Source organism: Streptomyces sp. NPDC026575 (genome assembly GCF_055567415.1).
Genome location: NZ_JBVHQM010000031.1, coordinates 1 through 24,290 on the forward strand (window position 1 = coordinate 1; position 24,290 = coordinate 24,290).

At 74.3% G+C, this 24,290-nt stretch carries 19 protein-coding genes; 10 read left to right on the plus strand and 9 right to left on the minus strand.

Annotated elements, in window-relative coordinates:
* Positions 1–318 precede the first annotated feature (318 nt).
* From ACZ4NB_RS32115 to ACZ4NB_RS32125, 3 genes are read left to right on the plus strand one after another with little or no spacing between them, the layout of a single operon-like run.
* Complete coding sequence (locus ACZ4NB_RS32115; RefSeq protein WP_467666564.1) at positions 319–1,113, plus strand: GNAT family N-acetyltransferase; 795 nt, start codon at positions 319–321, stop codon at positions 1,111–1,113.
* Positions 1,110–1,997, plus strand: a complete 888-nt coding sequence (locus ACZ4NB_RS32120) for a lysophospholipid acyltransferase family protein (protein WP_467666565.1) — start codon at positions 1,110–1,112, stop codon at positions 1,995–1,997. The genes ACZ4NB_RS32115 and ACZ4NB_RS32120 overlap by 4 nt, the downstream gene beginning before the upstream one ends.
* Positions 1,990–2,634, plus strand: a complete 645-nt coding sequence (locus ACZ4NB_RS32125) for a DedA family protein (protein WP_467666566.1) — start codon at positions 1,990–1,992, stop codon at positions 2,632–2,634. The genes ACZ4NB_RS32120 and ACZ4NB_RS32125 overlap by 8 nt, the downstream gene beginning before the upstream one ends.
* Before the next feature lie 44 nt (positions 2,635–2,678).
* Here ACZ4NB_RS32125 and ACZ4NB_RS32130 read toward each other — a convergent pair whose 3' ends face one another.
* From ACZ4NB_RS32130 to glnII, 4 genes are all read right to left on the minus strand, one after another.
* Positions 2,679–3,305 (minus strand): winged helix-turn-helix domain-containing protein, encoded by a 627-nt coding sequence (locus ACZ4NB_RS32130; protein WP_467666567.1) that lies wholly within the window; start codon positions 3,303–3,305, stop codon positions 2,679–2,681.
* Between the two features lie 396 nt (positions 3,306–3,701).
* Positions 3,702–4,313 (minus strand): rhomboid-like protein, encoded by a 612-nt coding sequence (locus tag ACZ4NB_RS32135; protein ID WP_467666568.1) that lies wholly within the window; start codon positions 4,311–4,313, stop codon positions 3,702–3,704.
* Between the two features lies 1 nt (position 4,314).
* On the minus strand, positions 4,315–5,259 hold the full coding sequence (locus ACZ4NB_RS32140; protein ID WP_467666569.1) for a DUF6891 domain-containing protein: 945 nt from the start codon (positions 5,257–5,259) through the stop codon (positions 4,315–4,317).
* A gap of 151 nt (positions 5,260–5,410) precedes the next feature.
* Positions 5,411–6,433 (minus strand): glutamine synthetase, encoded by a 1,023-nt coding sequence (glnII, locus tag ACZ4NB_RS32145; RefSeq protein ID WP_467666570.1) that lies wholly within the window; start codon positions 6,431–6,433, stop codon positions 5,411–5,413.
* 633 nt (positions 6,434–7,066) lie between these two features.
* On the opposite strand from glnII, the gene ACZ4NB_RS32150 reads away from it, so the two are divergent.
* From ACZ4NB_RS32150 to ACZ4NB_RS32160, 3 genes are all read left to right on the plus strand, one after another.
* Positions 7,067–7,975, plus strand: coding sequence for a Gfo/Idh/MocA family protein (locus ACZ4NB_RS32150; RefSeq protein WP_467666571.1), 909 nt, complete (start codon positions 7,067–7,069; stop codon positions 7,973–7,975).
* Between the two features lie 92 nt (positions 7,976–8,067).
* Positions 8,068–9,651, plus strand: a complete 1,584-nt coding sequence (locus ACZ4NB_RS32155) for an AMP-binding protein (RefSeq protein ID WP_467666572.1) — start codon at positions 8,068–8,070, stop codon at positions 9,649–9,651.
* A 137-nt stretch (positions 9,652–9,788) separates the two neighbouring features.
* Positions 9,789–10,061: a hypothetical protein gene (locus tag ACZ4NB_RS32160; RefSeq protein ID WP_384436558.1), complete on the plus strand. Its 273-nt coding sequence runs from the start codon at positions 9,789–9,791 to the stop codon at positions 10,059–10,061.
* Positions 10,062–10,167: 106 nt separating this feature from the next.
* Here the strand turns inward: ACZ4NB_RS32160 and ACZ4NB_RS32165 are convergent, their stop codons facing one another.
* The gene (locus ACZ4NB_RS32165; RefSeq protein WP_467666573.1) at positions 10,168–10,722 is read right to left on the minus strand and encodes a PadR family transcriptional regulator; all 555 of its coding nucleotides are present in this window, start codon (positions 10,720–10,722) and stop codon (positions 10,168–10,170) included.
* Positions 10,723–10,793: 71 nt separating this feature from the next.
* Positions 10,794–12,818, minus strand: a complete 2,025-nt coding sequence (locus ACZ4NB_RS32170) for an oxidoreductase (RefSeq protein ID WP_467666574.1) — start codon at positions 12,816–12,818, stop codon at positions 10,794–10,796.
* Between the two features lie 240 nt (positions 12,819–13,058).
* Here ACZ4NB_RS32170 and ACZ4NB_RS32175 point away from each other — a divergent pair, with 240 nt between their 5' ends.
* A complete protein-coding gene (locus ACZ4NB_RS32175; RefSeq protein WP_467666575.1) occupies positions 13,059–15,242 on the plus strand; it encodes an ATP-binding protein in 2,184 nt (727 codons plus the stop codon).
* Here the strand turns inward: ACZ4NB_RS32175 and ACZ4NB_RS32180 are convergent.
* Both ACZ4NB_RS32180 and ACZ4NB_RS32185 read right to left on the minus strand, forming a co-directional pair.
* A complete protein-coding gene (locus tag ACZ4NB_RS32180; protein WP_467666576.1) occupies positions 15,161–15,889 on the minus strand; it encodes a hypothetical protein in 729 nt (242 codons plus the stop codon). The two genes, ACZ4NB_RS32175 and ACZ4NB_RS32180, sit on opposite strands and share 82 nt — an antisense overlap.
* Positions 15,886–17,154, minus strand: a complete 1,269-nt coding sequence (locus ACZ4NB_RS32185) for a hypothetical protein (RefSeq protein ID WP_467666577.1) — start codon at positions 17,152–17,154, stop codon at positions 15,886–15,888. The genes ACZ4NB_RS32180 and ACZ4NB_RS32185 overlap by 4 nt, the downstream gene beginning before the upstream one ends.
* A 270-nt stretch (positions 17,155–17,424) precedes the next feature.
* Here ACZ4NB_RS32185 and ACZ4NB_RS32190 point away from each other — a divergent pair, with 270 nt between their 5' ends.
* A complete protein-coding gene (locus ACZ4NB_RS32190) occupies positions 17,425–20,634 on the plus strand; it encodes an AfsR/SARP family transcriptional regulator (protein WP_467666578.1) in 3,210 nt (1,069 codons plus the stop codon).
* Between the two features lie 22 nt (positions 20,635–20,656).
* Here the strand turns inward: ACZ4NB_RS32190 and ACZ4NB_RS32195 are convergent, their stop codons facing one another.
* A complete protein-coding gene (locus ACZ4NB_RS32195; protein WP_467666579.1) occupies positions 20,657–20,806 on the minus strand; it encodes a hypothetical protein in 150 nt (49 codons plus the stop codon).
* Positions 20,807–21,235: 429 nt separating this feature from the next.
* Here ACZ4NB_RS32195 and ACZ4NB_RS32200 point away from each other — a divergent pair, with 429 nt between their 5' ends.
* On the plus strand, positions 21,236–22,111 hold the full coding sequence (locus ACZ4NB_RS32200; RefSeq protein ID WP_467666580.1) for a HalD/BesD family halogenase: 876 nt from the start codon (positions 21,236–21,238) through the stop codon (positions 22,109–22,111).
* Between the two features lie 300 nt (positions 22,112–22,411).
* On the plus strand, positions 22,412–24,214 hold the full coding sequence (locus ACZ4NB_RS32205; RefSeq protein ID WP_467666628.1) for a choline/carnitine O-acyltransferase: 1,803 nt from the start codon (positions 22,412–22,414) through the stop codon (positions 24,212–24,214).
* Positions 24,215–24,290 lie beyond the last annotated feature (76 nt).

Consider the following 24,290-nt stretch of genomic DNA (forward strand, 5'->3'; position numbering starts at 1 on the left):
GGTGTCCGGACGTAAAGCGCAGCAGTCCGGACACCCAGCCCCGGAGGACCGACACCGGCACCCGAAAGCCCCGCGCAGCGGCCCCAGCCCGCCGCAGGCGAACCCACCGAAACCCACACGGCGGGAAAGCCAAAAACGTGGGAAGCCAGCCAAGTGCAGCAGAAGTGTTTGGACGCCCCTCACCCACTAGCTCCCTGCGCTTCACGCGCCCGGCTGTCGGGCCGGGGAACAGTCTGCCGCGTAGAGAAGGGCCAGGTCATGGGGCTCAGGCCCCGTGGACGACTCGCACCGCCTCCCCACTCCCCATGGAGGGCTCTGATGAGCATGGCACCGACCGCGTCCGCCGCCGTCCCCGGCACCGCTCCCGCCCCGGCAGCCGCACCCGCACCCGCAAGCGCTCCCGACTACAGCGCGCAGATCGCCGACAGCACCGACCAGATCCGCGCCGCGCAGCGACTGCGCCACCAGGTCTTCGCCGGCGAGATGGGCGCGACCCTGCACTCCCCGCTGGCCGGTCACGACATCGACGCCGTCGACGAGCTGGCCGACCACCTCATCGTCACCCGCACCGCCACCGGCGAGGTCGTCGGCACCTACCGGCTGCTGCCGCCCGGCCGCAGCCCGCGGCTGTACTCCGACGGCGAGTTCGACCTCGGGGCCCTGGAGGAGCTGCGGCCCTCCCTCATCGAGGCCGGCCGGTCCTGCGTCCACCCCGACCACCGCAGCGGTGCGGTGATGACCCAGATGTGGGCCGCCCTCGCCCGCTACACCCTGCTCTCCGGCCACCGCTACCTGGCCGGCTGCGCCTCCGTCGCGCTCGCCGACGGCGGTACCGCCGCCGCCCACGCCTGGGAGCTGGGCCGCACCCGGTACGCCGCACCGCCGGAGCTGCAGGTCACCCCGCACCACCCCTGGCAGTCCACGGTCCCGGTACCCGACCGCCCCAGCCTGGCCCAGCTGCCCCCGCTGCTCCGCGGCTACCTCCGCATCGGCGCCTTCATCTGCGGCGCGCCCGCCCACGACCCGGAGTTCGACACCGCCGACTTCTTCGTCGTGCTGGACATGGAACGGCTCGGCGACCGCTACCGGCGCTACTTCCTGGGGGAGCAGTGAACGGCCCCTGGGACGTCTGGTCCGACTGCACACCGGGCTGCGCGGCGCACGCCCTGCCGCGGATCCCGGCGACCGGCGCCGCCCGGCGTTCCGCGGCGTTCGCGCACCGGGTGCGCCGGGCGCTCACGGACGGCGAGCGGATGGCCGATCCGGTACGGCTGCGGGCGCACGCCCGCGGGCTGCTCGACGCGCTGGGCATCCGCCTCGACGGCCCGGGGGAGGGCCCCGGCACCCTCACCTCCGGGGGCGGCCCCGGCACCCTCCTGGTCGTCAACCACATCTCCTGGCTCGACATCCCCGCCCTGCTCGCCGTCGAACCGGTCACCCTGCTCGCCAAGCGCGAGGTCGGCGGCTGGCCCGTGGTCGGCGGACTGGCCCGCAGAGCCGGTACGCACTTCATCGACCGGACGAGCCCCCGCGGGCTGCCCGGCGCCATAGGGGACCTGACCGAACTGCTCGCCTCCGGACGGTCGGTGGCGGTCTTCCCGCAGGCCACCACCTGGTGCACCGCCGAGCAGGGCACCTTCCGCCGGGCCACCTTCCAGGCCGCGCTCGACGCGGGCGCACCGGTCCGGCCGGTGACCATCGAGTACACCCAGCGGGAACTGCCCAGCACGGTCGCCGCGTTCTGCGGCGAGGACACCTTCCTCGGCTCGCTGCGCCGGGTGCTCGCCGCCCGCGCGCTGACGATACGCGTCACCGCGCATCCGGTGCTGACCACGGCGGGCGGGGAACCGGGGCTGGACCGGCGGGAGTTGGCGGCGCGCGCGGCACGGGCGGTGCTGGGCGGCCGGTCGCCGGCGGCCGCGCCGGTACGGGGCGCGGCGGTGCGGCACACGCCGGTGGCGGCCGCGGACGTCCGGGATGCCCCGGCCCATGTTTGACCAGCTCGACCAGCTCGCCGAGCCGCTCCAGGGCCTGCTGGACTCGCCCTGGCTGTGGCTGGTCGTGCTGCTGGTGTCCGGTCTCGACGCGCTGCTGCCGTTCATGCCGAGCGAGACCACGGTCCTCCTGGTCGCCGTGCTCATCGGCCCCGACCTGCCGCTGCTCGCCCTGCTGGCGGGCGTCGCGGCGGCCGGGGCGCTGGCCGGCGACTGCCTGGGCTACGCGGTGGGCCGGTACGCCGGCCCCCGCGCCACCGCCCGGCTGCTCCGCGGCGAACGCGGCCGCGCCCGGCACGCCAGGGCCCGCGCGATGGTCGAGCGGCATGCGGCCCTGCTCGTCGTCGGCGGCCGCTTCGTCCCTGGTGGCCGTGTGGTCTCCGCGCTGTCCACCGGCAGCGTCCACTTCCCGCTGCGCCGCTTCGTGCTGCTGGACGCGGTGGGGGCGGGCGTCTGGGCGCTGTGCAGCGCGGCCCTCGGCGGCCTGGGCGGTGCGGCGCTCACCGACTCCCCGGCCAAGGCGATGCTGTTGGCCTCCGGGATCGGGCTCCTGGTGGCGGCCGGTGTGGGGTGTCTGCACCGGCGCGGTTCGGGCGCCCTCCCGCCCCCGAAGGAGCGGGCCGGCGCCGGTTGCCCGTAGGGGGTGTCGCTCCGGTCTCCGGGAGACACCCCCCGGCGCCGGTCTCAGGCGCTCGGCACGTACTTGTAGCCGACCCGGCGCACCGTCACGATCGACGCCCGGTGCTGGGCGCCCAACTTGCGGCGCAGCCGGGCGACATGGACATCGACGGTGCGGCCGTCGCCGACATGGCCGTAGCCCCACACCGTGGTCACCAGCTGGTCGCGGGTGTGCACCCGGTGCGGATGGGCGACCAGATGCGCCAGCAGCTCGAATTCGAGGTACGTCAGATCCAGCGGCCGGCCCTGGACGTAGGCGGTGCGCTGCTCGGGGTCGATCCGCACGATCTCGTCCCCGGTCGGCGCGACCGCGGGTTCGACGGCCGGCTGCGCGACGGTCTGCGCGGCGGCCTGCTCGGCGGGGACGAGGACCAGGTACCCGACCATCGGCGGCTGGCCGGGCAGCGCGGGCAGGCTGTGCTGGGGCGCCGGGATCCACGTCGCGCCGGAGTCCAGCAGCTCGGCGACCGATCGGACACCGTGCTGCGCCGCGCCGTTCGGGGCGGTGGCGGGCGAGGGCAGGGCCTCGTCGGGTGCCACCGCGCGCAGTCGGTGGCGATGAGGGTGCGGGGTGGTGCGGGGGGACTCGGGAGCCGTCGCGGAGTTGGCGGTCAGGGTACGGACGTTCGTCATGGGGAGTCAGCTCTTTCGCGCAGAGGGGCGTCGGGGACGTCGTGCGCGCGGGCAGGGCTGGGGACGCCGGTCAGCGGCGTCGATGAGGCGTGTGCGGGCCCGCGCTCAGTGTGCGCGGCAACACAGCAGGTCGAAGGCGTGCGCCTGCCGGGACGGCCAGAAGGGCTCAAGGTCGCTGCGACCCGTCGCGCTGTCTGTAAGGCTGGCCATGGCCTTATTGAACCAGACAGTCGGTGATCTGTCCCTCGTACGGGTGCCGGTGTGACGTAATTCCGCCGCGCCCGGCCCGCTCGGGCGGCGGTACCGGGGGCGTTGCGGATCCGACTCGGCTTCCTCGCCGCGGAGTTGGAGAGCAGGGGACCACGGGGCCGATGGCCGGAAAGTGCTTCTCCCGCCTCAGGTGGTGGCGTCCCCTCCCGCGTCCCGTCCCGTTCCCGCCCCTATGCCGCACCCCAGTGCCACGCCGAGTGCCGTCGCCGCCAGATGCCCGGCGTCGGTGAACGTCCGGCCGCGCCGGAGTACGGGGCGGAGCCCCAGCGCCAGCAGCCCGGCGGTCGCCGCGGCCCGGGCGCCGCGGTGCGGGACGCTCGCGGCCAGGGCGCCCAGTGTGGCGTTGAAGCCGTAGCTGGCCCCGACGTCGACGGCCCGCGCGGTCGCGTCCGGTGGAGCCGTACGGACCCGGTCGCGCAGCCCCGCGTATATCAGCAGGCTGGCGCCCGTGTGCCCGGCCGCGAACACCGCTGCCGCCCGCCCGGGGCCCCAGCGGACCTCGGCCGTCCCCAGGGCGGCGAGCAGTGCGGCGGCGTACGGGATCGGCAGCGGCTCCTCGACGAGGCCCGCGCTGGTGGCCAGCGTCTCCCAGCGGCCGGCCCGCAGATTGGCCACGTTGGTGGAGTGGCGGCGCAGCAACCGCGTGCGCCGTCCTTCGGGCAGCCGCGCGGTGGCGTGCGCGCCGAGCTGTACGGCGCCGACGTAGAGCGGCGCGAGCCAGGGCATGCGGAGGGCCATCTCAGGCACCCGCCGGCAGCCGCTTGCGCCAGTCCAGCGGGGCGACCTCGATGACCCGGTCCGGATCGCCGTCCCAGCGCACCGACAGGCCCGCTGCGCCGAGCGCCGCGGCCACCGTCCGCCCGATCTCGGCGCGTTCGTCCGTTGGGGCCGTGTCCGCCGGGGCCTCGCCTGATGCCGCTTCGGAGTCCTCGTAGGCGCCGTACCGGACCGCCAGCCCGTGGCCCTCCGCGGCCGCTTCGGTGTCCTGGTGGTGGAAGAAGACGAACCCCCGGTCGCCCTCGGCGCGATGGGCGGCTATCTCGCCGAGCCCGCAGCGGCTGCAGCAGGTGAAGTCCATCCGGGCCGTCAGCCCCTGGGCGTCCAGTGTGGCGAAGGCCCGCGCGACCCGGTCCGCTTCGGTGACCTCGGGCCATTCGGCCTGCTCGGCCAGCCGCTCCTGCCACAGGCCGGCGACGATCCGCCGTGCCTCCTCCGGCGAGACCGGGGTGTCCTCGGGGTCGAAGGCGTCGCGGACGCCCTGTGCGACCTCGTGGAAGGTCCGGAAGCCGGACCGGATGCCGTTGCGGGCCTGCTCCTCGGCGGCCGCTCGGGTCTCCGGGGCCAGTCCGGGCGTGGAGTACAGGTCCGCGGGCTGCCAGTCCAGCGCCGTACGCCACGACTGCCCGCCGCGCGCCCAGTCGACGAAGACCTCGGCGACCTGCTGGGCGTCGTCGGTCCGCGCGGTGAAGTGCCGGTCCGGCGCGCCGTCGCGGTGCTCCACCTGGAAGGGCCCGTCACCGTCCCGCCAGGTCTGCACGAACACCTGGCCCTCGGCAGGCAGCCGCTCGGCGACCACGAAGTGGTCGCCGTCGCCGCCGATCCGCCGCAGCAGCTCTGTCAGCTCGGCTGCCGTGGGGCGCGAACGGTCCGCCCCGGTCTCGGTCTTGATGCTGATCGCAAGCATGTCCCCAGCCTGCCAGCCGCCACTGACAAACCGGCCGCGGCCCGGCGCGACGAGCCGCGGCCGGGCATGCGAGAGGGCCGGGCCCCTCGGCCCGGCCCTCTCCTGCGCGTGCGTTCCGCCTGCCTCGACTCTGCCCGCGCAGCCTGCTCGCTCAGATCTGCTCGCGTCGCGCCAGTTCCGTGCAGCAGGTGTCCACGATCAGCCGGGTGACCACGTACGGGTCGACGTTGGCGTTCGGCCGGCGGTCCTCGATGTAGCCCTTCTTCTCCACCTCGACCTGCCACGGGATGCGCACCGAGGCACCGCGGTCGGAGGCGCCGTAGCTGTACTCGTCCCAAGGGGCGGTCTCGTGCGCGCCGGTCAGCCGGTCCTCGATGCCGGTGCCGTACTGGCGCACGTGCTCCAGCGGCTTGTCGGCCTCGCCCAGCGCCTCACAGGCGGTGATGATCGCGTCGTAGCCCTCGCGCATCGCGCGGGTGGAGAAGTTGGTGTGCGCACCCGCGCCGTTCCAGTCGCCCTTGGCCGGCTTGGCCTCCAGTGACGCGGTGACGCCGTACTCCTCCGCCACGCGGTGCAGCAGCCAGCGCGCCACCCACATGTGGTCCGAGACCTCCAGCGGCGCCAGGGCGCCGACCTGGAACTCCCACTGGCCGGGCATGACCTCGGCGTTGATGCCGGACAGGCCGAGGCCGGCCGCCAGGCACAGGTCGAGGTGCTTCTCGACGATCTCGCGGCCGAAGATCGCGTCGGCGCCCACGCCGCAGTAGTAGTCGGCCTGCGGAGCGGGGAAACCGCCGCCCTCGGGGAAGCCGAGCGGACGGTCGCCCTTGAGGAAGGTGTACTCCTGCTCGATGCCGAAGATCGGCTCCTGGTCGGCGAACTTCTCCGCCACCGGGCGCAGCGCCGCACGGGTGTTGGTGGGGTGCGGGGTCAGGTCCGTGTGCAGCACCTCGCACAGCACCAGCAGGTGGTCGCCGCCGCGGATCGGGTCCGGGCAGCTGAACACCGGCTCCAGGACGAGGTCCGAGGAGTGGCCTTCGGCCTGGTTGGTGCTGGACCCGTCGAAGCCCCAGCGCGGCAGCTTGGATCCATCCGCCAGGATCTTGGTCTTGGAACGGAGCTTGGCGGTCGGCTGGGTGCCGTCGATCCAGATGTACTCGGCCTTGATGGTCACGGGTCCTCTTAAACAGGTAGGTGCGGGTACGCGTGCGGGCGTACTTCCGCACACTCGCAACAGGCCGTTTCCCGTCCGTTGCCCATATGTGAACCGCAGGTTACTCAACCGGACATCGCGCGATTCCGCGGATTTATGCCCGACTGTGTCCTGGTTTGCTGATGCCGATATGCCCCGGTTTGTTGACTGTGATGTGGTGCAAAGCTCAACGAAGCATTTCCGCAGGCCCCGGAATCCCAGATGGTCGACGCGCCGCACCAGCTCCCGGCCGCCGATCGCCGTCGCCTCCGCCGTACGCCCCACAGGCCACTCGTGCGCGACGAGCCGGTGCAGCACACGGCCGCGCCGGACCTGCTTGTCGGAGAGCCGGAACGCCTTGAGGCAGGCGACCCGCACCCTGCCGTCCGTGACCGGCTCGCCACCGCGTCCTCCCCCGTCCGTCGGACGCCCGCCGGGAAGGGGGCACGAGCAGCGAATCGTCGCTTTGCGGATCAGGTCCGGAAGTCGCACCGGAGTCCCGCGGCCGGCCCGTGCAACGTGACACCGCCCGCGCGTACCGGCATACGGACTACCCGCCGGGGCCACGGCCGCCGGATGCTCGTGCCGCGCCGCGCCCCGCGGGACACTGGCCGCATGACGACCCTGCGCATCGGACTCCTCGGCACCGGCCCCTGGGCGCGCGGCGTCCACGCCCCCGCCCTCGCCGCGCACCCCGGCGTCGAGCTCACCGGTGTCTGGGGGCGCAGGCCGGAGGCCGCCGCCGCGCTGGCCCAGGCCCACGGCTCCCGCCCGTACGCCACCCCCGGCGAGCTGTTCGCCGCCTGCGACGCGGTGTCGATCGCCCTGCCGCCGTCCGTCCAGGCCCCGTTGGCGGTGCGCGCCGCCGAGGCCGGCTGCCATCTGCTGCTGGACAAGCCGGTCGCCACCTCCGTGCCCGAGGCCCGGGCCGCCGCCGACGCCGCCGACCGCGCCGGCGTCGCCTCGGTGGTCTTCTTCACCGCGCGCTTCGGCGAGGGGGAGGGCGAGTGGATCGCCGCCCAGGCGGCCGCCGGCGGCTGGTTCACCGCGCACGCCGACTGGCTCGCCCCGGTCTTCGTCGAGGACACCACCAGCCCCTACGCCCGCTCGCCCTGGCGCCGCGAGAAGGGCGGCCTGTGGGACATCGGCCCGCATGCGCTCTCCGTGCTCCTCGCGGTCCTCGGCGACGTGGAGGCGGTCACCGCCGCCCGGGGCCCGGCCGACACCGTCCTGCTGACGATGCGTCACAGCAGCGGGGCGGCCAGTTCGGCGACGGTGGGGCTCACCGCCCCGGCCGCCGCGTCCGGCGTCGAGGTCACCCTCCGCGGCACCGCCGGCGTCGCCACCCTGCCGCGCCGCCGGTACGGCCCCGACGCGGCCTACCACCGCGCCGTCGACGCCCTGCTCGCCGCCGCCGGCACCGGCCTGCCGAACGCCTGCGACATCCACTTCGGGCTGCGGGTCACCGAGATCCTGGCCGCGGCGGAGGGGACACTGGCACCGCTCATGCCCCTGGGGGCATGACCACATGGCGGAATTGGTCATGGAGTGCATGAGCGATCGCGCTTAGCGTCGGGGGTCCGAGCATCGCCGCCGCACCGAGGAGCACCACCGCCATGCCGCCCGCCACCGGATTCACCAGCTACGTCGACACCATCCTGGCCGTCCTCGCCAAGGACCCCTCTCGGACCGTCCTGACCGGCCCGGAGCCCGACGCCACCGGCAGACCGGGCGGCGAGGCCCGCCCCGAGGTCACCGCCGGCGCCTTACACGCCACCGTCCACCGGATGGCGGCCGTACTGGCCGACCACGGCATCGGCCGCGGCCGCACCGTCTCCGTCCTCAGCGGCAACCGCGCCGAGGCGCTCGCCGCCCGCTATGCCGTCAACCTCCTCGGCGCCCGCGTGGTCCTCCTCTACGACGGCATGGCCGCCGAGACCCTGGCCCGTGTCGTGGCGAGCGCCGAGCCCGCCCTGCTCCTCGTCGACCCGGCGCTGCACGACACCGCACGCGAACTCCTCGCGCACACCGAGGGCCCGCTCCCCGAGGTCATGACCTTCGGCCCGGCGCCGTCCGGCCTCGGCCCCGACCTGACGGCCGCCTGCGCCGCCCTGCCGGCCACCCCCGCCGTCCCGAGCGCCGCCCGCCCGGAGGACGACTGGTGCATCCGGCACACCGGGGGAACGACCGGCATCCCCAAGGGAGTCCGGATGGCGCACGCCCCGTATGCCGGGATGATCGCCCAGCAGTCGGCGGGCACCGGCGAGCGGCCCCGGTTCCTCGCCTGCACCTCGCTGGCCCACATGGCGGGCGTGCTGAGCGATGTGACGCTCGCCGCCGGCGGCAGCGTCGTACTGCACCGCGCCTTCGACCCGGCCGCCGTCCTCGCCGCCGTCGCCCACGACCGCATCAGCCACCTGTGGTTGCTGCCCCCGCTGCTCTACCGCCTCCTGGACGAGCCCACCCTCCCCGAGACCGACCTCGGCTCGCTGACCAGCATCGTCTACGGCGGCTGCATGGCCTCCCCGTCCCGGTTGATGGAGGCCGCCAAGGCGTTCGGCCCGGTGCTGTACGGGATGTACGGCATGTCCGAGGCGATGTCGATCACCACGGCCCTCCCCGCGGACCACACCCCGACCGGCCCCGACGGCCGGATCACCGTCGGCCGGGCGCTGCCCGGTGTCGAGCTGGCGATCCGCGACGCCGACGGGCGGGACCTGCCGGCGGGGGAGCAGGGCGAGGTCCACGTACGCTCCGCCGGTGTGATGACGGGCTACTGGAAGCAGCCCGAGCTGACCGCGACGGTGCTGACCGGCGACGGCTGGCTGCGCACCGGCGACGTGGGCTGCCTGGACGACGACGGCCGGCTCTACCTCGTCGACCGGGTCAAGGACGTGATCATCGTCGTCGGGGGCCATGTCCACCCGGCGGAGGTCGAGGACCTGCTGCACAGCCATCCGGCGGTCGCCCACTGCGCCGTCTACGGGGTGCGCACGGCCGACGAGGTGGAGCAGGTGCACGCCGCGGTCGTCCCCGCCCCGGGCCACCGGGTGGACGCCGCCGCCCTGCGTGCCTTCGTCGCCGAGCACAAGGGCGCGCTCTACGCCCCCGTCGCCATCCGGGTGGTGGACGAGATCCCCCTCACCCCCGTCGGCAAGCCCGACAAGGCCCGGTTGCGGGCGGCCGTCGCCGCGCCCTGAACCGGTCCGCCCCGGCGGTCCGCCGCACCCCTGGCCAGAGGCCCCAAATCGCCCCTGGCCAGGGGCTTTTGTCAGTGGGGGCCAGTAGAATGGGAACCAGTCAGTGAGGGTTTTTTCCACGCTCCCGGAGGTCGCCGATGGCCGCTGCCACACTCATGACGAAGCCTCTCCCGGCCCACCCGCTGCCCAAGAAGCCGCTGCCCGCCGGATGGCCGCGCGAGCGGTACGAATCCCACAACCGCCGCCTGAAGGCCATGCGTCTGGCCATAGCCCTGCTCGACACCGGCGTCTACCGCCCCGAGCAGGCCCACAACCGCAAGATCCGCAGCACTGCCGCGGAGATCGGGGTGCACAGCCCCTCCGACACGACCTGCCGCCTGGTCCGCGCCCTGATCTACGACAACTGCTGATCCACCCGGTGCGCGCCCCGGGCGCCCTGGTCCACGGCATCCGCTGATCCACGGCATCCGTTGACGCACGGTGTCCGCCGACGGGGCCCGGCGGGCGGTTCGGGGTTCACTCCCCGGGCCGCTCGCCCGGCGCGCTGTCCGCCACCTCCGCCAGCGCCTCTTCCAGCCACTGCACCCAGAAGGTCTCCAGCCCGATCCCGGCCCGCAGCACCAGCCGCCGCAGCCGGTCCGCCGGCTCCGTCGCGGCGCCGAAGTCGCGCCCCTCGATCTCCTCGTACTCCGCCAACTGCCGCCGGTGCAGCGCGAGATGGCGGTGCAGTTCCTCGTCGAGGCCGGCGTCCCCCACCACCGCGGCCGCCCGCAGCCGCACCAGCAGCGCATTGCGGACGGGCTTGGAGTCCTGCTCGCCGGACGCCCACGCGGTCAGCTCCGCGCGTCCCGCGGGCAGCACCTCGAACTCCTTCTTCTGCCCCCGGGACGGCTGCGCGGACGGCAGCGCCCGGATGAACCCGGCCTGCTCCAGCTTGCCCAGCTCCCGGTAGATCTGCTGATGCGTGGCCGGCCAGAAGTAGCCGATCGACCGGTCGAACCGGCGGGTCAGCTCCAGCCCCGACGACGGCTTCTCAAGCAGGGCGGTGAGGATCGCGTGCGGGAGGGACATGGGGAAATCCTAGGGGGCGGACCCTGGGGCAGCCCCGGTTCCCCAGGCCCGCCCCAGGGCGCGGCGGCAGGTCACAGCGCCGCGGCCAGCTCCGTCCCCTGCTTGATCGCGCGCTTGGCGTCCAGTTCGGCGGCGACGTCCGCCCCGCCGATCAGATGCACCGCCCGCCCCTGTGCCCGCAGCTCCTCGTACAGCTCCCGGCACGGCTCCTGGCCGGTGCACAGCACGACCGTGTCCACGGCGAGCGTGGCGGCCGCGCCGTCGACGGTGAGGTGCAGCCCCTCGTCGTCGATCCGCTCGTAGCTCGCCCCGGCGATCATCGTCACGCCCCGGTGCCGGAGCTCCGTACGGTGGATCCAGCCGGTGGTCTTGCCCAGACCCGCGCCGACCTTGGAGGTCTTGCGCTGGAGCAGATGCACCTGGCGGGGCGCCTTGGTCCGCTCGGGCGCCCGCAGCCCGCCGCGCTCGCCGTACGCCGTGTCCACACCCCAGGCGCGGAAGTACGTCTCCGGGTCCCGGCTCGCCCCCTCGCCGGCATCGGTCAGGAACTCCGCGACGTCGAAGCCGATCCCGCCCGCGCCGATGATCGCGACCCGCTCGCCCACCGGCGCGCCGTCGCGCAGCACATCGAGGTAGCTGACGACGCTCGGGTGGTCGATCCCCTCGATCTCCGGGACGCGCGGGCTGACGCCCGTGGCGACCACCACCTCGTCGAAGGCGTCGAGGTCGCCGGCCGCGACGGGGGAGTTCAGCCGCACCCGCACGCCCCGCAGCGCGAGCTGGGTGCGGAAGTAGCGCAGCGTCTCGTCGAACTCCTCCTTGCCCGGCACCCGCTTGGCGATGTTCAGCTGCCCGCCGATCTCCGCCGCGGCGTCGAACAGCGTGACGTCGTGGCCGCGTTCGGCGGCGGACACCGCGCAGGCCAGCCCCGCCGGACCGGCGCCGACCACCGCGAGCCGCTTGCGCAGCCTCGTCGGTGCGAGCACCAGCTCGGTCTCGTGGCAGGCCCGCGGATTGACCAGGCAGGACGTGATCTGCCCGCTGAAGGTGTGGTCGAGACATGCCTGGTTGCAGCCGATGCAGATGTTGATCTCCTCGGCCCGGCCCTCCTTCGCCTTGCCGACGAAGTCCGGATCGGCCAGGAACGGCCGGGCCAGCGAGACCATGTCGGCCCGCCCGTCGGCGAGCAACTCCTCGGCGACCTCGGGGGTGTTGATCCGGTTGCTGGTCACCAGCGGAACCGAGACCGACCCCATCAGCCGCTTGGTCACCCAGGTGAAGGCGCCGCGCGGCACCGACGTCGCGATGGTCGGGATGCGGGCCTCGTGCCACCCGATCCCGGTGTTGATGATCGTCGCGCCCGCGGCCTCGATCTCCTTGGCGAGCGCGACCACCTCCTCCAGCGTGGAGCCGCCCGGGACCAGGTCCAGCATCGACAGCCGGTAGATCAGGATGAAGTCCGTCCCGACGCGCTCCCGGATGCGGCGCACGATCTCCAGCGGGAAGCGCACCCGGTTCTCGTACGAGCCGCCCCACCGGTCCGTGCGGCGGTTGGTGGCCCCGGCGATGAACTCGTTGATCAAATACCCTTCCGAGCCCATCACCTCGACGCCGTCGTACCCGGCGGACTTGGCCAGCTCCGCGGCCCGCACGTAGTCCTCGACGGTCTGCTCGACCTCGTCGTCGGTGAGCGCGTGCGGGGTGAAGGGGCTGATCGGCGCCTGGATCGCGCTCGGGGCGACCAGATCGGCGTGGTAGGCGTACCGCCCGAAGTGCAGGATCTGCATCGCGATCCGCCCGCCCGCGGCATGCACCGCCTCGGTCACGGTCCGGTGCTGCGCCGCCTCCTCCGGAGTGGTCAGCTTGGCCCCGCCCTCGTACGGCCGCCCCGCGTCGTTCGGCGCGATGCCCCCCGTAACCATCAGGCCGACACCGCCCCGGGCGCGGGCGGCGTAGAAGGCGGCCATCCGCGCGAACCCGTTCTCGGCCTCCTCCAGGCCGATGTGCATCGACCCCATCAGCACCCGGTTGGGCAGCGTGGTGAACCCGAGGTCGAGCGGGCTCATCAGGTGCGGATACGGGGTCGTGGGGCTCATGGCTGGCCTCCTTGCGCGGCGGACGGTACGCACCGTTGTAGACCAGCCGCGGGCCCTTATGCAACAAGTTGCAAAAACTGTGAGCGAGGCTACTGGAGGCCGGCGCCCCCGCCCGCGCCGGCTGCATAAAGGGGCGGCGCCCGCCGGCCGGCTCCCTGGTTGCCCACAGCCGGTGCGGAAATACTGCTCCTGGGAACCGGCCGGTCACCGGCCGGAGTCGGTGACGGCGGAGGGGGACGCGTGCGCGGGCATGACCAAGGCAGCCACAACGAGGTGAACGGGGTCGTCCACGGCCCCAGCGTGCAGGCCGGCACCGTCCACGGCGGTATCCACATCCGCGCCGCGGCGCCGGCCGTACCGCAGGTGCTCTGGCAGCTCCCGCCGGCCGTCGCGCTCACCGACCGCGCGGCCGAGCTGACGCTCCTGGAGCGCCACCGCGCCCAGGCCGCGCGGGAGGGGCACTCCTGTCTGGCCGCGGTCAGCGGACTGGGCGGGGTCGGCAAGACCGCCCTGGCGCTCGCCTGGCTGCACACCCTGCGCGCGGACTTCCCCGGAGGCCAGCTCTACGCCGACCTCGGTGGGCAGTCGCCGCACGGCCCGGCCGAGCCGGCGGAGGTGCTCAGCCGCTTCCTGCGCGCGCTGGGCGTGCCCCCGCGGGCGGTGCCGTCCGGTATCGCGGAACGTGCCGCGCTCTACCGCTCGTTGACCGCCGAGCTGCGGATAGTGGTGCTGCTCGACGACGCCGCGACCGCCGCCCAGGTGCGCCCGCTGCTGCCGGGCGGGCCGAACGTCACGCTGGTCACCAGCCGGCAGCGGCTGTCCGGGCTGACCCTCGAAGGCTGCCACCAGGTCCATCTGGAGCCGCTCGGCCTGGAGGCGGCGGTCGAGCTGCTGGCGGACACCCTGGCCGACGGCCGGGTGGCCGACCAGCCGGACGACGCCCGCGCCCTGGCGGGCCTGTGCGCCGGTCTGCCGCTGGCGGTACGGGTCGTCGGCGCCCGGCTCGCGGCCCGGCCGCACCGGCCGATCACCACGATGGTCCGGGCGCTGACCGAGGAGCGACGGCGGCTGGACGAACTGGCCATCGACGGCGACCTCAGCGTGCGCGGGGTGCTGGACCTGTCGTACCAGGGCCTGCCGCGCGCGGCGGCCCGGCTCTACCGGCTGCTCGGCCTGCACCCGGGAAGGGAGTTCGGCAGCGCGGTGGCACGGGCCGTACTGGCCGGACCGGGCGCCCTGGAGCCGAGATCGGGCCCGGAGCCCGAATTAGGCGCGGAACCGGCCGACGCCCTGGAGCTGCTGGATGTGCTGCACGACGGGAATCTGCTGATCGACGTCGGCGAGGACCGCTACCGCTTCCACGACCTCGTACGGTTGCACGCCGCCGCCAAGGTCTGCGAGGAGGAGACCCCGGCGGAGCGGACCGCGGCGTTACGGCGCATAGCGGACCACTATCTGGCCACCGCCGCCCGCGTCGAGCAGATCACCGACCCGGGGCGGGACGGACTGCCGCGCACCTTCGGTCCGGGCCCCGTGGTCACCGACGAGCTGGGGGAGGGGGCCGAGGCCGCGCTCGACTGGCTGGAGCGGGAACTGGACAACCTGACGGCGGTGATCCGCCGCGCGCGGACCGCGGGCTTCGGCCCGGTCGCCTGGCAGCTCGCCGACGCCATGTGGCCGCTCTTCCCCCGGCGCAAGCACTACGACCACTGGCGCGCCGTCCACGCCGAGGGCCTCGCCGCCGCGCGGGAGGCGGGGGACACCGCGGCCGAGTGCCGGATGCTCACTTCCGGGGGCCTGGGGGAGCTGGGCGCCGGCCGCTTCGACCGCGCGCTGGAGATGTTCGAGCGGGCGGCGCGGACCTTCGCCGCCCGCGGTGACGCACTGGGCGAGGCCCGGACGCTGAACTACCGCGGACTGGCCCATCAGCGGGCCGGCCGGCCCGCCCGGGCCGCCGATCTGTTCGCCCGGGCCGCCGTGGAGCTGCCCGCCTGCGGAGACGTCCGCGCCGGCGGACTGGCCCGGCTCAACGCGGCCGATGTCGCCCTCGCCGCCGGCCTGCTCGACCGGGCCGCCGCCGACGCCGACGCGGCGCGTACGACGCTGCTGGCCGCGGACGATCCGTACAACGCCGCGCGGGCGACCCTGCTGCTCGGCCGGGTCCTGCTCCGCCGCGGCGCGCCCGAGCCGGCACAGGCCCGGTTGTCCGAGGCGCTGGCCGTGCTGCGCGGCGTCGCCGCCGGCTACGAGACGGCCCGCGCCCTCGCGGCCCTGGCCGAGGCCGCCGAGCAGCTCGGACGGCCGGAACTGGCCCGGCGCCGCTACCGGGAGGCGCTGGACCTCTATCTGTCGGTCGACCGCCCCGAGCCCGCCGCCGCGGTGCGCGAGCGGCTGGCGCTGCTGGGCGACACCGCCCCGGACTGAACCCACGGCACCGGGCGCCGGACCACCCGCACCTCGGCCGCGGCCAGGTCCGCCACCGAGAGCCCGGCCACCAGCCAGGCGTGCGCCAGCGAGGCCCAGGTCTCCCAGCAGATCCCGGCCGAGCGCCGGGCTGCCGGCTCCAGCAGCGCACCGCCGCAGCCGTACGGCCCGCCGAGCCGCAGTGCGCACCCTTCGCCGTCGCGGTACACGGCCACCACCGCGGCGCCCGGATGGCGCACCGCCACGTCGCGGGCCGCCGCGGCGTCCGCGCCCGGTACGGCCAGTACGTCGGCGAGCCGTGGCCAGGGCCGTGGCGCCGGGGTCGTCACGCGCAGATGCCGGTCCACGACCGGCCGCCCGGAGCCCGGCAGCAGCAGGCCGACCCGCACCCGGTGCACGGCTCCGTACGCCGCGCGGACGGACCCGCCGCCGGCGGCGGCAGGCGCGCAGACGGCGACGGAGACGGAGACCGCGACGGAGGCGGTTTCACTACCGGCCCTGGCACCGGCAGTTGCACCGGTAGCGGTAGCGGTATCGGCGACGGCCCCGGACGGGGAACCCGTAAGCCCCGGCCCCGCAAGCCCCGGCCCCGCAAGCCCCGGCCCCGCAAGCCCCGGCCCCGTCAGCGCCAGCCGCAGCGTGCTCATGACGCCACCCCGCCCGGCGTGCCGCCGTAGCGCACCGTGAGCGGCAGCGCCGCCGGCTCCTGCCACAGCCGGGCGGCCGGTGCCCGCAGCCGGAGCTTGCGGTAGATCAGCGCCCGCATCCGCCGGGCGAAGCGCCCCGGCTCCGAGGTGATCCGGGCCGCGATCCGCGCATAGCGGTCGGCGCGGTGGGTGGCCGCGCCCCGGCGCAGCTGCCTGCGCAGCGGCCGGTCGGCGCGGAGCCGGGGGGCGAGGGAGTGCAGCTCCGCCATCGGCGAGCCGGGCGCCAGCTCCACCGCAGCGGCTCCCGCCGTGAGGATCCGTGCGCCGGTCATCGTCCCGTACAGCGACACCGACCCGTGGTCGCCGACGATCGCGTCGGCGGCGACGAGCGGCCCGCACCAGTCGGTGTGCTGGCTGATCAGGCTGACACCGCGGCGCCCCAGCCCGGCGAACCAGCTGCGGATCTGCCATTCGCCATGGGCGTTCCAGACGTTCGGGTGCAGCAGAACCGCGATGTGGAACTCGTCCCGGGGCAGCTCGGCGACCAGCCGCTCCAGCAGTTCCCACTCCTGCCCCAGCAGGGAGTCGGGCCCCCAGGTGGAGCAGATGAGCACCAGCTCCTGGAGGGCGCCGGTGCCGAGCGCCTCCCGGTACAGGGCGCGGGAGGGCAGGCTCGCGGTGATGCGGTCGAAGCAGGGGTCCCCGACGACCTCCGCGGCGGGCAGCGCCTCCGGGCACTCCCGGCCCAGCCGGCCGAGCTCCTCCTCATGCGCGAGCACGATCGCCGCGGGCACCACCACCCCGTCCCTGACCAGGCGTTGACGGCTCAGCCCGTACACCCCGCGGTCGGCCGCGACCGCCGGGAGCCCGCGCCGCCCGGTGGGCGCGGAGACCAGCTTGTTGTACCCGGCGCCGTGCGGGAGCACGATCACCGGGGCGTGCAGCTCGTGCAGACCGCCGTGGCTGGCGGCCAGCGCGAGGTCGAACCTGGTCTGGACGGCCTGGCTCCAGGGCAGCACCAGGGCCTTGGTGTCCTCCAGGAAAGCGTCCACACCATGGCTGAAGACATCGGGTGCCGCGGTGAAGACCACCTGCACCCGGGGATCGCCGTCGAACAGTTGCACCGCCTCCAGCAGCCGCTGCCCCGCCGTGACCGTGTGCACCACCGCCAGTACGCTCCTGCGCACCCGGCGCGTGGCCCAGCGGTCGACGTCCAGGCGCAGCGGCACATGCCGCCGGTCGACGTCCCCCCATGTCACACTCACGTGAACTCCCCCGTTCCCTGCCTGAGTCGATCGGGTCCTGGTGAGGTGAGTGCCCGCGGATCCTTGCAGCCGGGGTTGCAGAAACCTTGCAGGCGAACTGCAAGCCGCCGCTGACAGCTGCACGGGGCATGTGCGCCCCTCGCGCGACAGTGCGCCCCGGCCCGCACCCTCCGGCCGATCCGCCCCGGCCGCAACAGTGAATCGGATGCACCGTGCACCTGCGCGGGAACTGCCGGGGCGGCAGGAGGCAGGAGAACCATCCGGGGGGCGATGGTGGAACTTCTGACGCTGGGACCTCTGGAGCTGTGGCACCAGGGCCGTCAGCACACACTCGGTTCACCCAAGGAGCGCTGCGTGCTGGCCACGCTCCTGTACGCGCAAGGGGACCCGGTCGCCGTCGACACCCTCGTCGCACACGTCTGGGAGGACGACGCCCTGCCCGGCACGCCCGTCGAGACACTGCACAGCTATCTGTCGCGACTGCGCTCCCGGCTGCGCCGCGCCGTCGGCGATCTGGCGCGCGTGGAGCGCCCCTCCCCGCGCCGCTACCGGCTGCGCGTCCGCCACGCCGACGACGTCGACCTCACCCGGCTCCGGCGGCTCCGTACGGACGCCCGTGCCGCGGCCCGGCGCGGTGAGCGGGAACTCGCCGTCGGGCTGCTGCACACCGCCGAGGCCCTGTGGCGCGGGGAGCCGTTCGCGGAGTTCAGCGGCGACTGGGCGCTCGCGGCCCGCGCCCGGTTGACCGAGGACCACCGGCGGGTACGGGAGGAACGCATCCGGCTGGAACTGGAGCTGGGCCGGCACGCCGACCTCATCGGCGAGCTGCACGAGATCGTCTCCCGCAGCCCGCTCGCCCAGCAGGCCGTCGCGGCCCTGATGCTGGCCCTCTACCGCTCCGGCCGGGAGGGCGAGGCGCTGGCCCTCTACCGCGACACCGGCCGCCGGCTGAGCGAGGAGCTGGGCATCGATCCCGGAGCGGAACTGCGGGAGTTGCAGCGCCGGATCCTCGCCCAGGACCCCACCCTCCTGTTAGCCGGCCCGGCCGCGACTCCCGGGCCCGCCGCGGCACCCGCCGAGGGGCCGGACGGCCGGGGGAGCCCCGCGGCCGCCAAGGGCGGGGGCAGCACCCTCCCGCGCGACACCAGGGACTTCACCGGGCGCGGCGGCGAGCTGCGCCTCCTGCTCGGCGGCCCGTCCCAGGACGCCCACGGGACGGCCCTGCCGCTGACCGTCGTCCACGGCATGCCGGGAGTCGGTAAGTCGACACTGATCGTCCATGCCGCGCACCGGATGCGCCCGGACTACCCCGACGGGGGCTTCTATCTGGACCTGCGCGCCTACAGCGACCAGCCGCCCTACGAACCGGCCGAGGCGCTGGCGTCCCTGCTGCGCAGCGCCGGCGTGGCCGAGCCGCTGCCCGCTGGCCTCGACGAGCGGACCGCCCGCTGGCGGGAGTGGACCGCCCATCGCAGGGTGCTCGTCGTCCTGGACAACGCCCGCGACGCGGAGCAGGTGCTCCCGCTCCTCCCGGGCGCCGCGACCTGCTGTGCGATCGTGGCCAGCCGCAACCGCCTCACCGAGCTGGACGGCGCCACACCCCTCCACCTGGACGTGCTGCCGGTCTCGGAGGCATGTGCGCTCTTCGCCCGGATCGTGGGCGGCACCCGCGCCTCCGACACCGCCGCGCTGCGCCGCGTCGTCCAGCTCTGCGGCTGCCATCCGCTGACCGTCCAGCTCCTCGCCAGCCGCTTCCGGCACCGGGACACCTGGGACCTGGAGTACGTCGCCCACCGCCTGGCCCACGCGACCGACCGGCTGGACGAGTTCGACGAGCGGGTGGCGGCCGTCTTCCGGCTCAGCTACGCCGATCTCGATGCCCCCGCACAGCGGCTCTTCCGGCATTTGGCGCTGCACCCCGGCCCCGACATCACCCTCGCGGCGGCGACCGCGCTGTGCGCCGCGCATCCGGCCGAGGTCCGCCAGGCGGCCGACCAGCTGCTGGACCGCCATCTGCTCGACGAGCCCGTCCGGGACCGCTATCAACTGCACGATCTGGCAAGGGCGTTCGGCCGTCGGCTGGCCTGTCGCGAGGACTCCGGGCCGGCCCGCCGCGCCGCGCTGGGCCGCCTCATGGCGTACTACCTGACCACCGCCGACCGCGCCGACCGGCTCGCCCACCCGCGCCGCCGCCGGCGCCCCATCGGCCCTGCACAGATCTCGCCGTACGCATCGGACTTCACCGACACCGCCGCCGGCGACCCGGCCGACGCGGCATCGGTGTGGCTGAGCGTGGAGTGCGCCAACCTCCTGGCCGTGGCGCGGACGGCGGCCGGCGAGTTCCCGGACTTCGCCGTCCTCTTCCCCCATGTGCTGGCCTACTCCCTGCGGCTGTGGGGAGCACGGGACACCACCGCCGAACTCGCCGCCGCCGCGGAGCGCGCCCTGCGCTCCGGGGGCGACCGCCTGGCGCTCGCCCAGACCCTGGTGGAGCGCGCGGGCGTACTGGCCCAGGAGAACCACGGCGAGGCGCTGCGCTGCGCGTCCGAGGCCCGGCTGCTCTTCGAGGAGCTGCACGACACCCACGGCCGCGCCGACGCCCTCTTCGAAACCGCCCGCGCCCATCTCGCCGCGGGCCGGGGCGAGACGTGCTTACAGGAGATGGACCGGGCTCTGGACCTCTACCGCCGGGCGGGCGACCGCTACGGCGTGGCCGAGAGCCTCAACGTGCAGGGCGCCGCGCTGATCTTCGGCGCCCGGTACACCGAGGCCATGCGGCGCTTCGAGGAGATGCTGGCGATCCACCGCGACCTCGACGACGCCCACGGCCAGGCGAAGGCGCTCAACAACATCGGCGAGATCTACTTCGCGGAGGGCGGGTACGACGAGGCCCGCCGCCATTACGAGCAGTCCCTCGTCCAGGTGCGCCGCTTCGGCGGGCGACAGGAATTCGCCATCCTCGACACCAACCTGGGCACGGTCTACCGCGTCACCGGACAGCCGGGCCTGGCCCGCGTCTGCTTCCGCCGCGCCCTGGCCAGCCACCGGGCCCGGGGCGACGCGGTCGGCGAGGTGAACGCGCTGACCAGCCTGGGCGCCGCCTGCGTGGAGTCCGGCCGCACGGACGAGGCCCTGGCGCACTTCCGCGCGGCCGAGGAGGTCTCGCGCCGGATCGACAGCCCCTACGAGCGGCACCGCGCCCTGATCGGCATCGCCGACACCCTGCGCTCGGCCGGGCAGCCCGGCCCCGCCCTGGAGACCTACCGAGGCGGCCTGGACATCGCGCAGACCTTCGGCTTTCCCCTGGGCGCCGCCCACGCCCTGGCGGGCATCGCCCGCACCCTGCTGCGCGTACAGGACATCAACGCGGCCCGCCCGTACGCCGAACGCGCGCTGGCCCTCTACCGCAAGCTCGGCGCGACCGCGGAAGCCGCGGACCTCGACCGGCTGCTGACCCTGCCGACCGCCATCGGGTCCTGACCGCCGACCGCCGTCCCGCGCCTCACCACATCACCTGCTTGCCGGTGACCGCGCCGCCCGCCAGCTGCTGACGGGGGGCCGGTGCCGCCTGCTCGCCGGCGGCCGCCGTGATGATCGCGGCCAGGAGGGACAGTGCGGTGAGGGCGGTGAAGGCGTAGCGCAGCTTGCTCAAGGTCTTTATGCAACTTCCACTGTGTCGCTGACAAGGTGCAATGCCCGCTGCTAATGGGCTAGCGGGTGTGGCTGAAGTTACACGGGGGACGCCCACATGGCCGAACCCTTCACTCGAAAGTGTAGGTGTGGATCTTGTGGAGGTCCGGGCAGGAGGGTCGTCGAGGGCCCCGCGAGGCGGCGGCACGGGGTCCTCGCGGTCTTCGAAGGGGCCTCACGGCCCTTGGGCGGCGCCTCCGGGTGGCGCACCGTCGGCCCGGCATGACTATGCGCCACTCCATCGTGTGACTTGTCACAGACAACACCGCTGGTGTTATGGCAGCTTCAACTGCGCTCAACTGAGCTTCTTGACAGGGCAGTTACCGCACGAGCCGACCGAACGGCCGTACGTCCGAACGAGGTTGGCCGGTGCGCTCGCGGAGAGGAATCCATGAGCACCTTGCACGCCACGACCCTGACGCTGGACCAGGTGGTCGACACCGCGCGCTACCCGCTGTCGGAACCGGAGAGCGACGAGGGGCGGGCCCTGGTCTCCCGTGCCCGGCGCGATCTGGAGACCCTCGGCTGCACCGTGCTGCCGGACTTCATCCACCCGGCGCTGCGCGAGGTGCTGCGCGAGGAGTGCTCCGCGCTCGCCCCCCGGGCGCACTTCGACGTGGAGACCGTCAACGTCTACAACATCGCCGTCGACACCGACCTGCCGGCGGACCACCCGGGCCGGACGGCCTTCGAACGGGGCAACGCCTTCGTGGCCCGGGACCGCATCCCCGCGGACTCGCTCATCAGCCGGCTCTACTCCGCCCCGGCGTTCCAGCAGTTCGTCGCCCGCTGCTTCCGGCTTCCGCAGCTGCACGAGCTGGCCGACCCGCTCTCCGGGCTCGTCCTCAACGTCGTCGAGCCCGGCAAGGAGCACCCCTGGCACTTCGACACCAACGAGTTCACCGTGAGCATGCTCACCCAGGACGCGCAGTCCGGCGGCGTCTTCGAGTACTGCCCGAACATCAGGTCCGCGCAGGACGAGCACTTCGACGACGTACGCGACGTCCTGCACGGCCGGGGCGAGCGGCTGGTGCACCGCCTCCCCCTCCGGCCCGGCGACCTGCAGCTGTTCAAGGGCCGCTACGCACTGCACCGGGTCAGCCCCGTCCACGGCGAGGTCGCCCGCCACTCGGCGATCTTCGCCTACAGCGAGCGCCCCGGCGTCATCGGGAGCGTGGCCCGCACCCGGCAGCTCTTCGGCCGGGTGCGCCCCGAGCACCTGGCCGCCGAGAAGCGGGCGGTGCGCAGCGACCGCCTGCTGGACTAGGCGCCGCCCCGCACCCCTAGGGGAGGTGCTCCTCGCGGACCCGGGCGGGCGGTTGCCGGTCGGGCGTCCGCCGCGACGTGCCAAAAGCAGTTCAAACGGCGCCGGTTCACCTCCCGCAAGGAGCAGGCTCTGTCAGGTCCCCTGGGGCGCACCCCGCACCCCGCACCCCCGACCCGCCCCAGCCCCCGCACCCACCGACAAGCCGAATCGAGACCGTACGTGACCAACAGTCAGGGCGCCGCACCCACCCCGACCACGCCCACCGCTCCGCCCGCCCCCGGCGCCACGCCCACCTTCGCGCTGGAGGACAGCCTCCCGCGGGTGCCGCTGCCCTCCCTGGAGGAGAGCTGCGAGCGGTTCCTCGCCTGGTGCGCACCGCTGCTGACCGCCGACGAACTGGCGGCGACCGAGGCCGAAGTGACCGCCTACCTCCGCCCCGGCGGCCCCGGCCGGGTGCTCCAGGCGGCGCTGGAGGAGTACGACGCCACCGAGGGCGTCCACAGCTGGCTCGACACCTTCTGGCCGTACCGCTACCTGGGCCGCCGGGACCGCATCGCGCTCAACGCCAACTTCTTCTTCCTCTTCCAGGACGCCGCGCCCGCGCAGCCGCCGGCCGAACCGCAGGTGGAGCGGGCCGCCGGCCTGATCGCCGCCGCCCTGCACTACAAGCACCGGCTGGACCAGGAGCTGATCCCTCCGGTGGTCCAGCGCGGTGTGCCGCAGACCATGGAGCAGAACAAGTACCTGTTCTCCACCACCCGCATCCCCGGCGCGGAACAGGACACCGTCCGCGCCCCGTACACCCCGCAGTGGCCGGGCCCGTCCGACGCCCGGCACATCGTGGTCTTCTTCCGGGGCGGCATGGTCAAGCTGGACGTACTGGGCGCGGACGGCACGCCGTACGGCCTGGACGACCTGCGGGCGGGGCTGCGCGCCGTACTCGACGGCGGCAAGCCGGCCGGCGCCGACGCCCCGGTCGGCCACCTCACCACCATGGCCCGCGCCGAGTGGGCCGCCGCCCGCGCGTCCCTGCTCGCGCACCACCCCCGCAACGCCGAGGCCCTGGACGACGTCGAGACCGCCCTCTTCTGCGTCTGCCTGGAGGACTTCGCGCCCGCCGACACCCAGGAGACCTGCGACGAACTGCTCCACGGCGACCGCGGCAACCGCTGGTTCGACAAGGCCGTCTCCTTCGTCGTCTTCGCCGACGGCCGCGCGGGCATCAACGTCGAGCACTGCGAGCTGGACGGCACCACCATCCTCAGCTTCGTCGACGCCCTGCTGTCCACCCCGGCCGAGGAGCACTCCCGGGCGTCCGGCGCCCGCTCCCAGGGCGTGCCCGCCCTCCAGCCGATCACCTTCCACCTGGACGACGCCCTGCGCGCCCAGGTGCGCTCCGCCGCCGAGGCGTTCGCGCGGTACGGCGCGGACACCGCCACCCGCGCCGTCTCCTTCGACGACTTCGGCGCCAACACCGCCAAGTCCCTCGGCGTCTCCCCGGACGCCTTCGTCCAGCTCGCCTACCAACTCGCCCACCAGCGCGCCAAGGGCCGCCTGGGCGCCACCTACGAGTCGATCGCCACCCGGCAGTGGCGCCGCGGCCGCACCGAGGCGATGCGCGTCGTCACCCCCGAGATCGTCGACTTCGTGGCCGCCATGGAGGACCCGGCGACCGACCCGGACACCCGCCGCGCCGCACTGCGCACCGCCGCCCGGGCACACGTCACCCGCGCCAAGGAATGCCAGGCAGGCGACGCCCCCGAACAGCACCTGTGGGAACTGGAACTCATCCAGCGCCGCCGCGGCCCGGAACTCGGCGTCACCGAGCAGCCCGCCCTCTACCGCACCCCCGGCTGGCTGACCCTGCGCGACGACTACCTCAGCACCAGCTCCGCCCCCTCCACCCACATCCAGTACTTCGGCTTCGGCTCCACCAGCAGCCGCTGCATCGGCGTCGCCTACGTCCTGCTCCCCGAGCGCTTCCACCTCTACCTGAGCACGCCGATGCCGGTCGCCGACCAGATGCACCGCTTCGCCGACCACCTCCGCGAGGCCGTGGACGAACTGCGCGACCTGCTGGCATCCGACCGGTCCGGGAACTGACCGGCACCGCCCCGCACCCCGCACGGAGCCGACGGGCCGCCACCCCGCACCGGGGCCGGCGGCCCCGCCGGTCCGG

Bases quoted from the DNA above. Each gene is read 5' to 3' on its own strand.
- ACZ4NB_RS32125 (WP_467666566.1), top strand. From the start codon at position 1,990: ATGTTTGACCAGCTCGACCAGCTCGCCGAGCCGCTCCAGGGCCTGCTG.
- ACZ4NB_RS32180 (WP_467666576.1), bottom strand. From the start codon at position 15,889: ATGAGCACGCTGCGGCTGGCGCTGACGGGGCCGGGGCTTGCGGGGCCG.
- ACZ4NB_RS32170 (WP_467666574.1), bottom strand. From the start codon at position 12,818: ATGAGCCCCACGACCCCGTATCCGCACCTGATGAGCCCGCTCGACCTC.
- ACZ4NB_RS32190 (WP_467666578.1), top strand. From the start codon at position 17,425: ATGGTGGAACTTCTGACGCTGGGACCTCTGGAGCTGTGGCACCAGGGC.
- ACZ4NB_RS32140 (WP_467666569.1), bottom strand. From the start codon at position 5,259: ATGCTTGCGATCAGCATCAAGACCGAGACCGGGGCGGACCGTTCGCGC.
- ACZ4NB_RS32135 (WP_467666568.1), bottom strand. From the start codon at position 4,313: ATGGCCCTCCGCATGCCCTGGCTCGCGCCGCTCTACGTCGGCGCCGTA.
- ACZ4NB_RS32165 (WP_467666573.1), bottom strand. From the start codon at position 10,722: ATGTCCCTCCCGCACGCGATCCTCACCGCCCTGCTTGAGAAGCCGTCG.
- ACZ4NB_RS32160 (WP_384436558.1), top strand. From the start codon at position 9,789: ATGGCCGCTGCCACACTCATGACGAAGCCTCTCCCGGCCCACCCGCTG.
- ACZ4NB_RS32155 (WP_467666572.1), top strand. From the start codon at position 8,068: ATGCCGCCCGCCACCGGATTCACCAGCTACGTCGACACCATCCTGGCC.
- ACZ4NB_RS32200 (WP_467666580.1), top strand. From the start codon at position 21,236: ATGAGCACCTTGCACGCCACGACCCTGACGCTGGACCAGGTGGTCGAC.
- ACZ4NB_RS32115 (WP_467666564.1), top strand. From the start codon at position 319: ATGAGCATGGCACCGACCGCGTCCGCCGCCGTCCCCGGCACCGCTCCC.
- ACZ4NB_RS32130 (WP_467666567.1), bottom strand. From the start codon at position 3,305: ATGACGAACGTCCGTACCCTGACCGCCAACTCCGCGACGGCTCCCGAG.
- ACZ4NB_RS32150 (WP_467666571.1), top strand. From the start codon at position 7,067: ATGACGACCCTGCGCATCGGACTCCTCGGCACCGGCCCCTGGGCGCGC.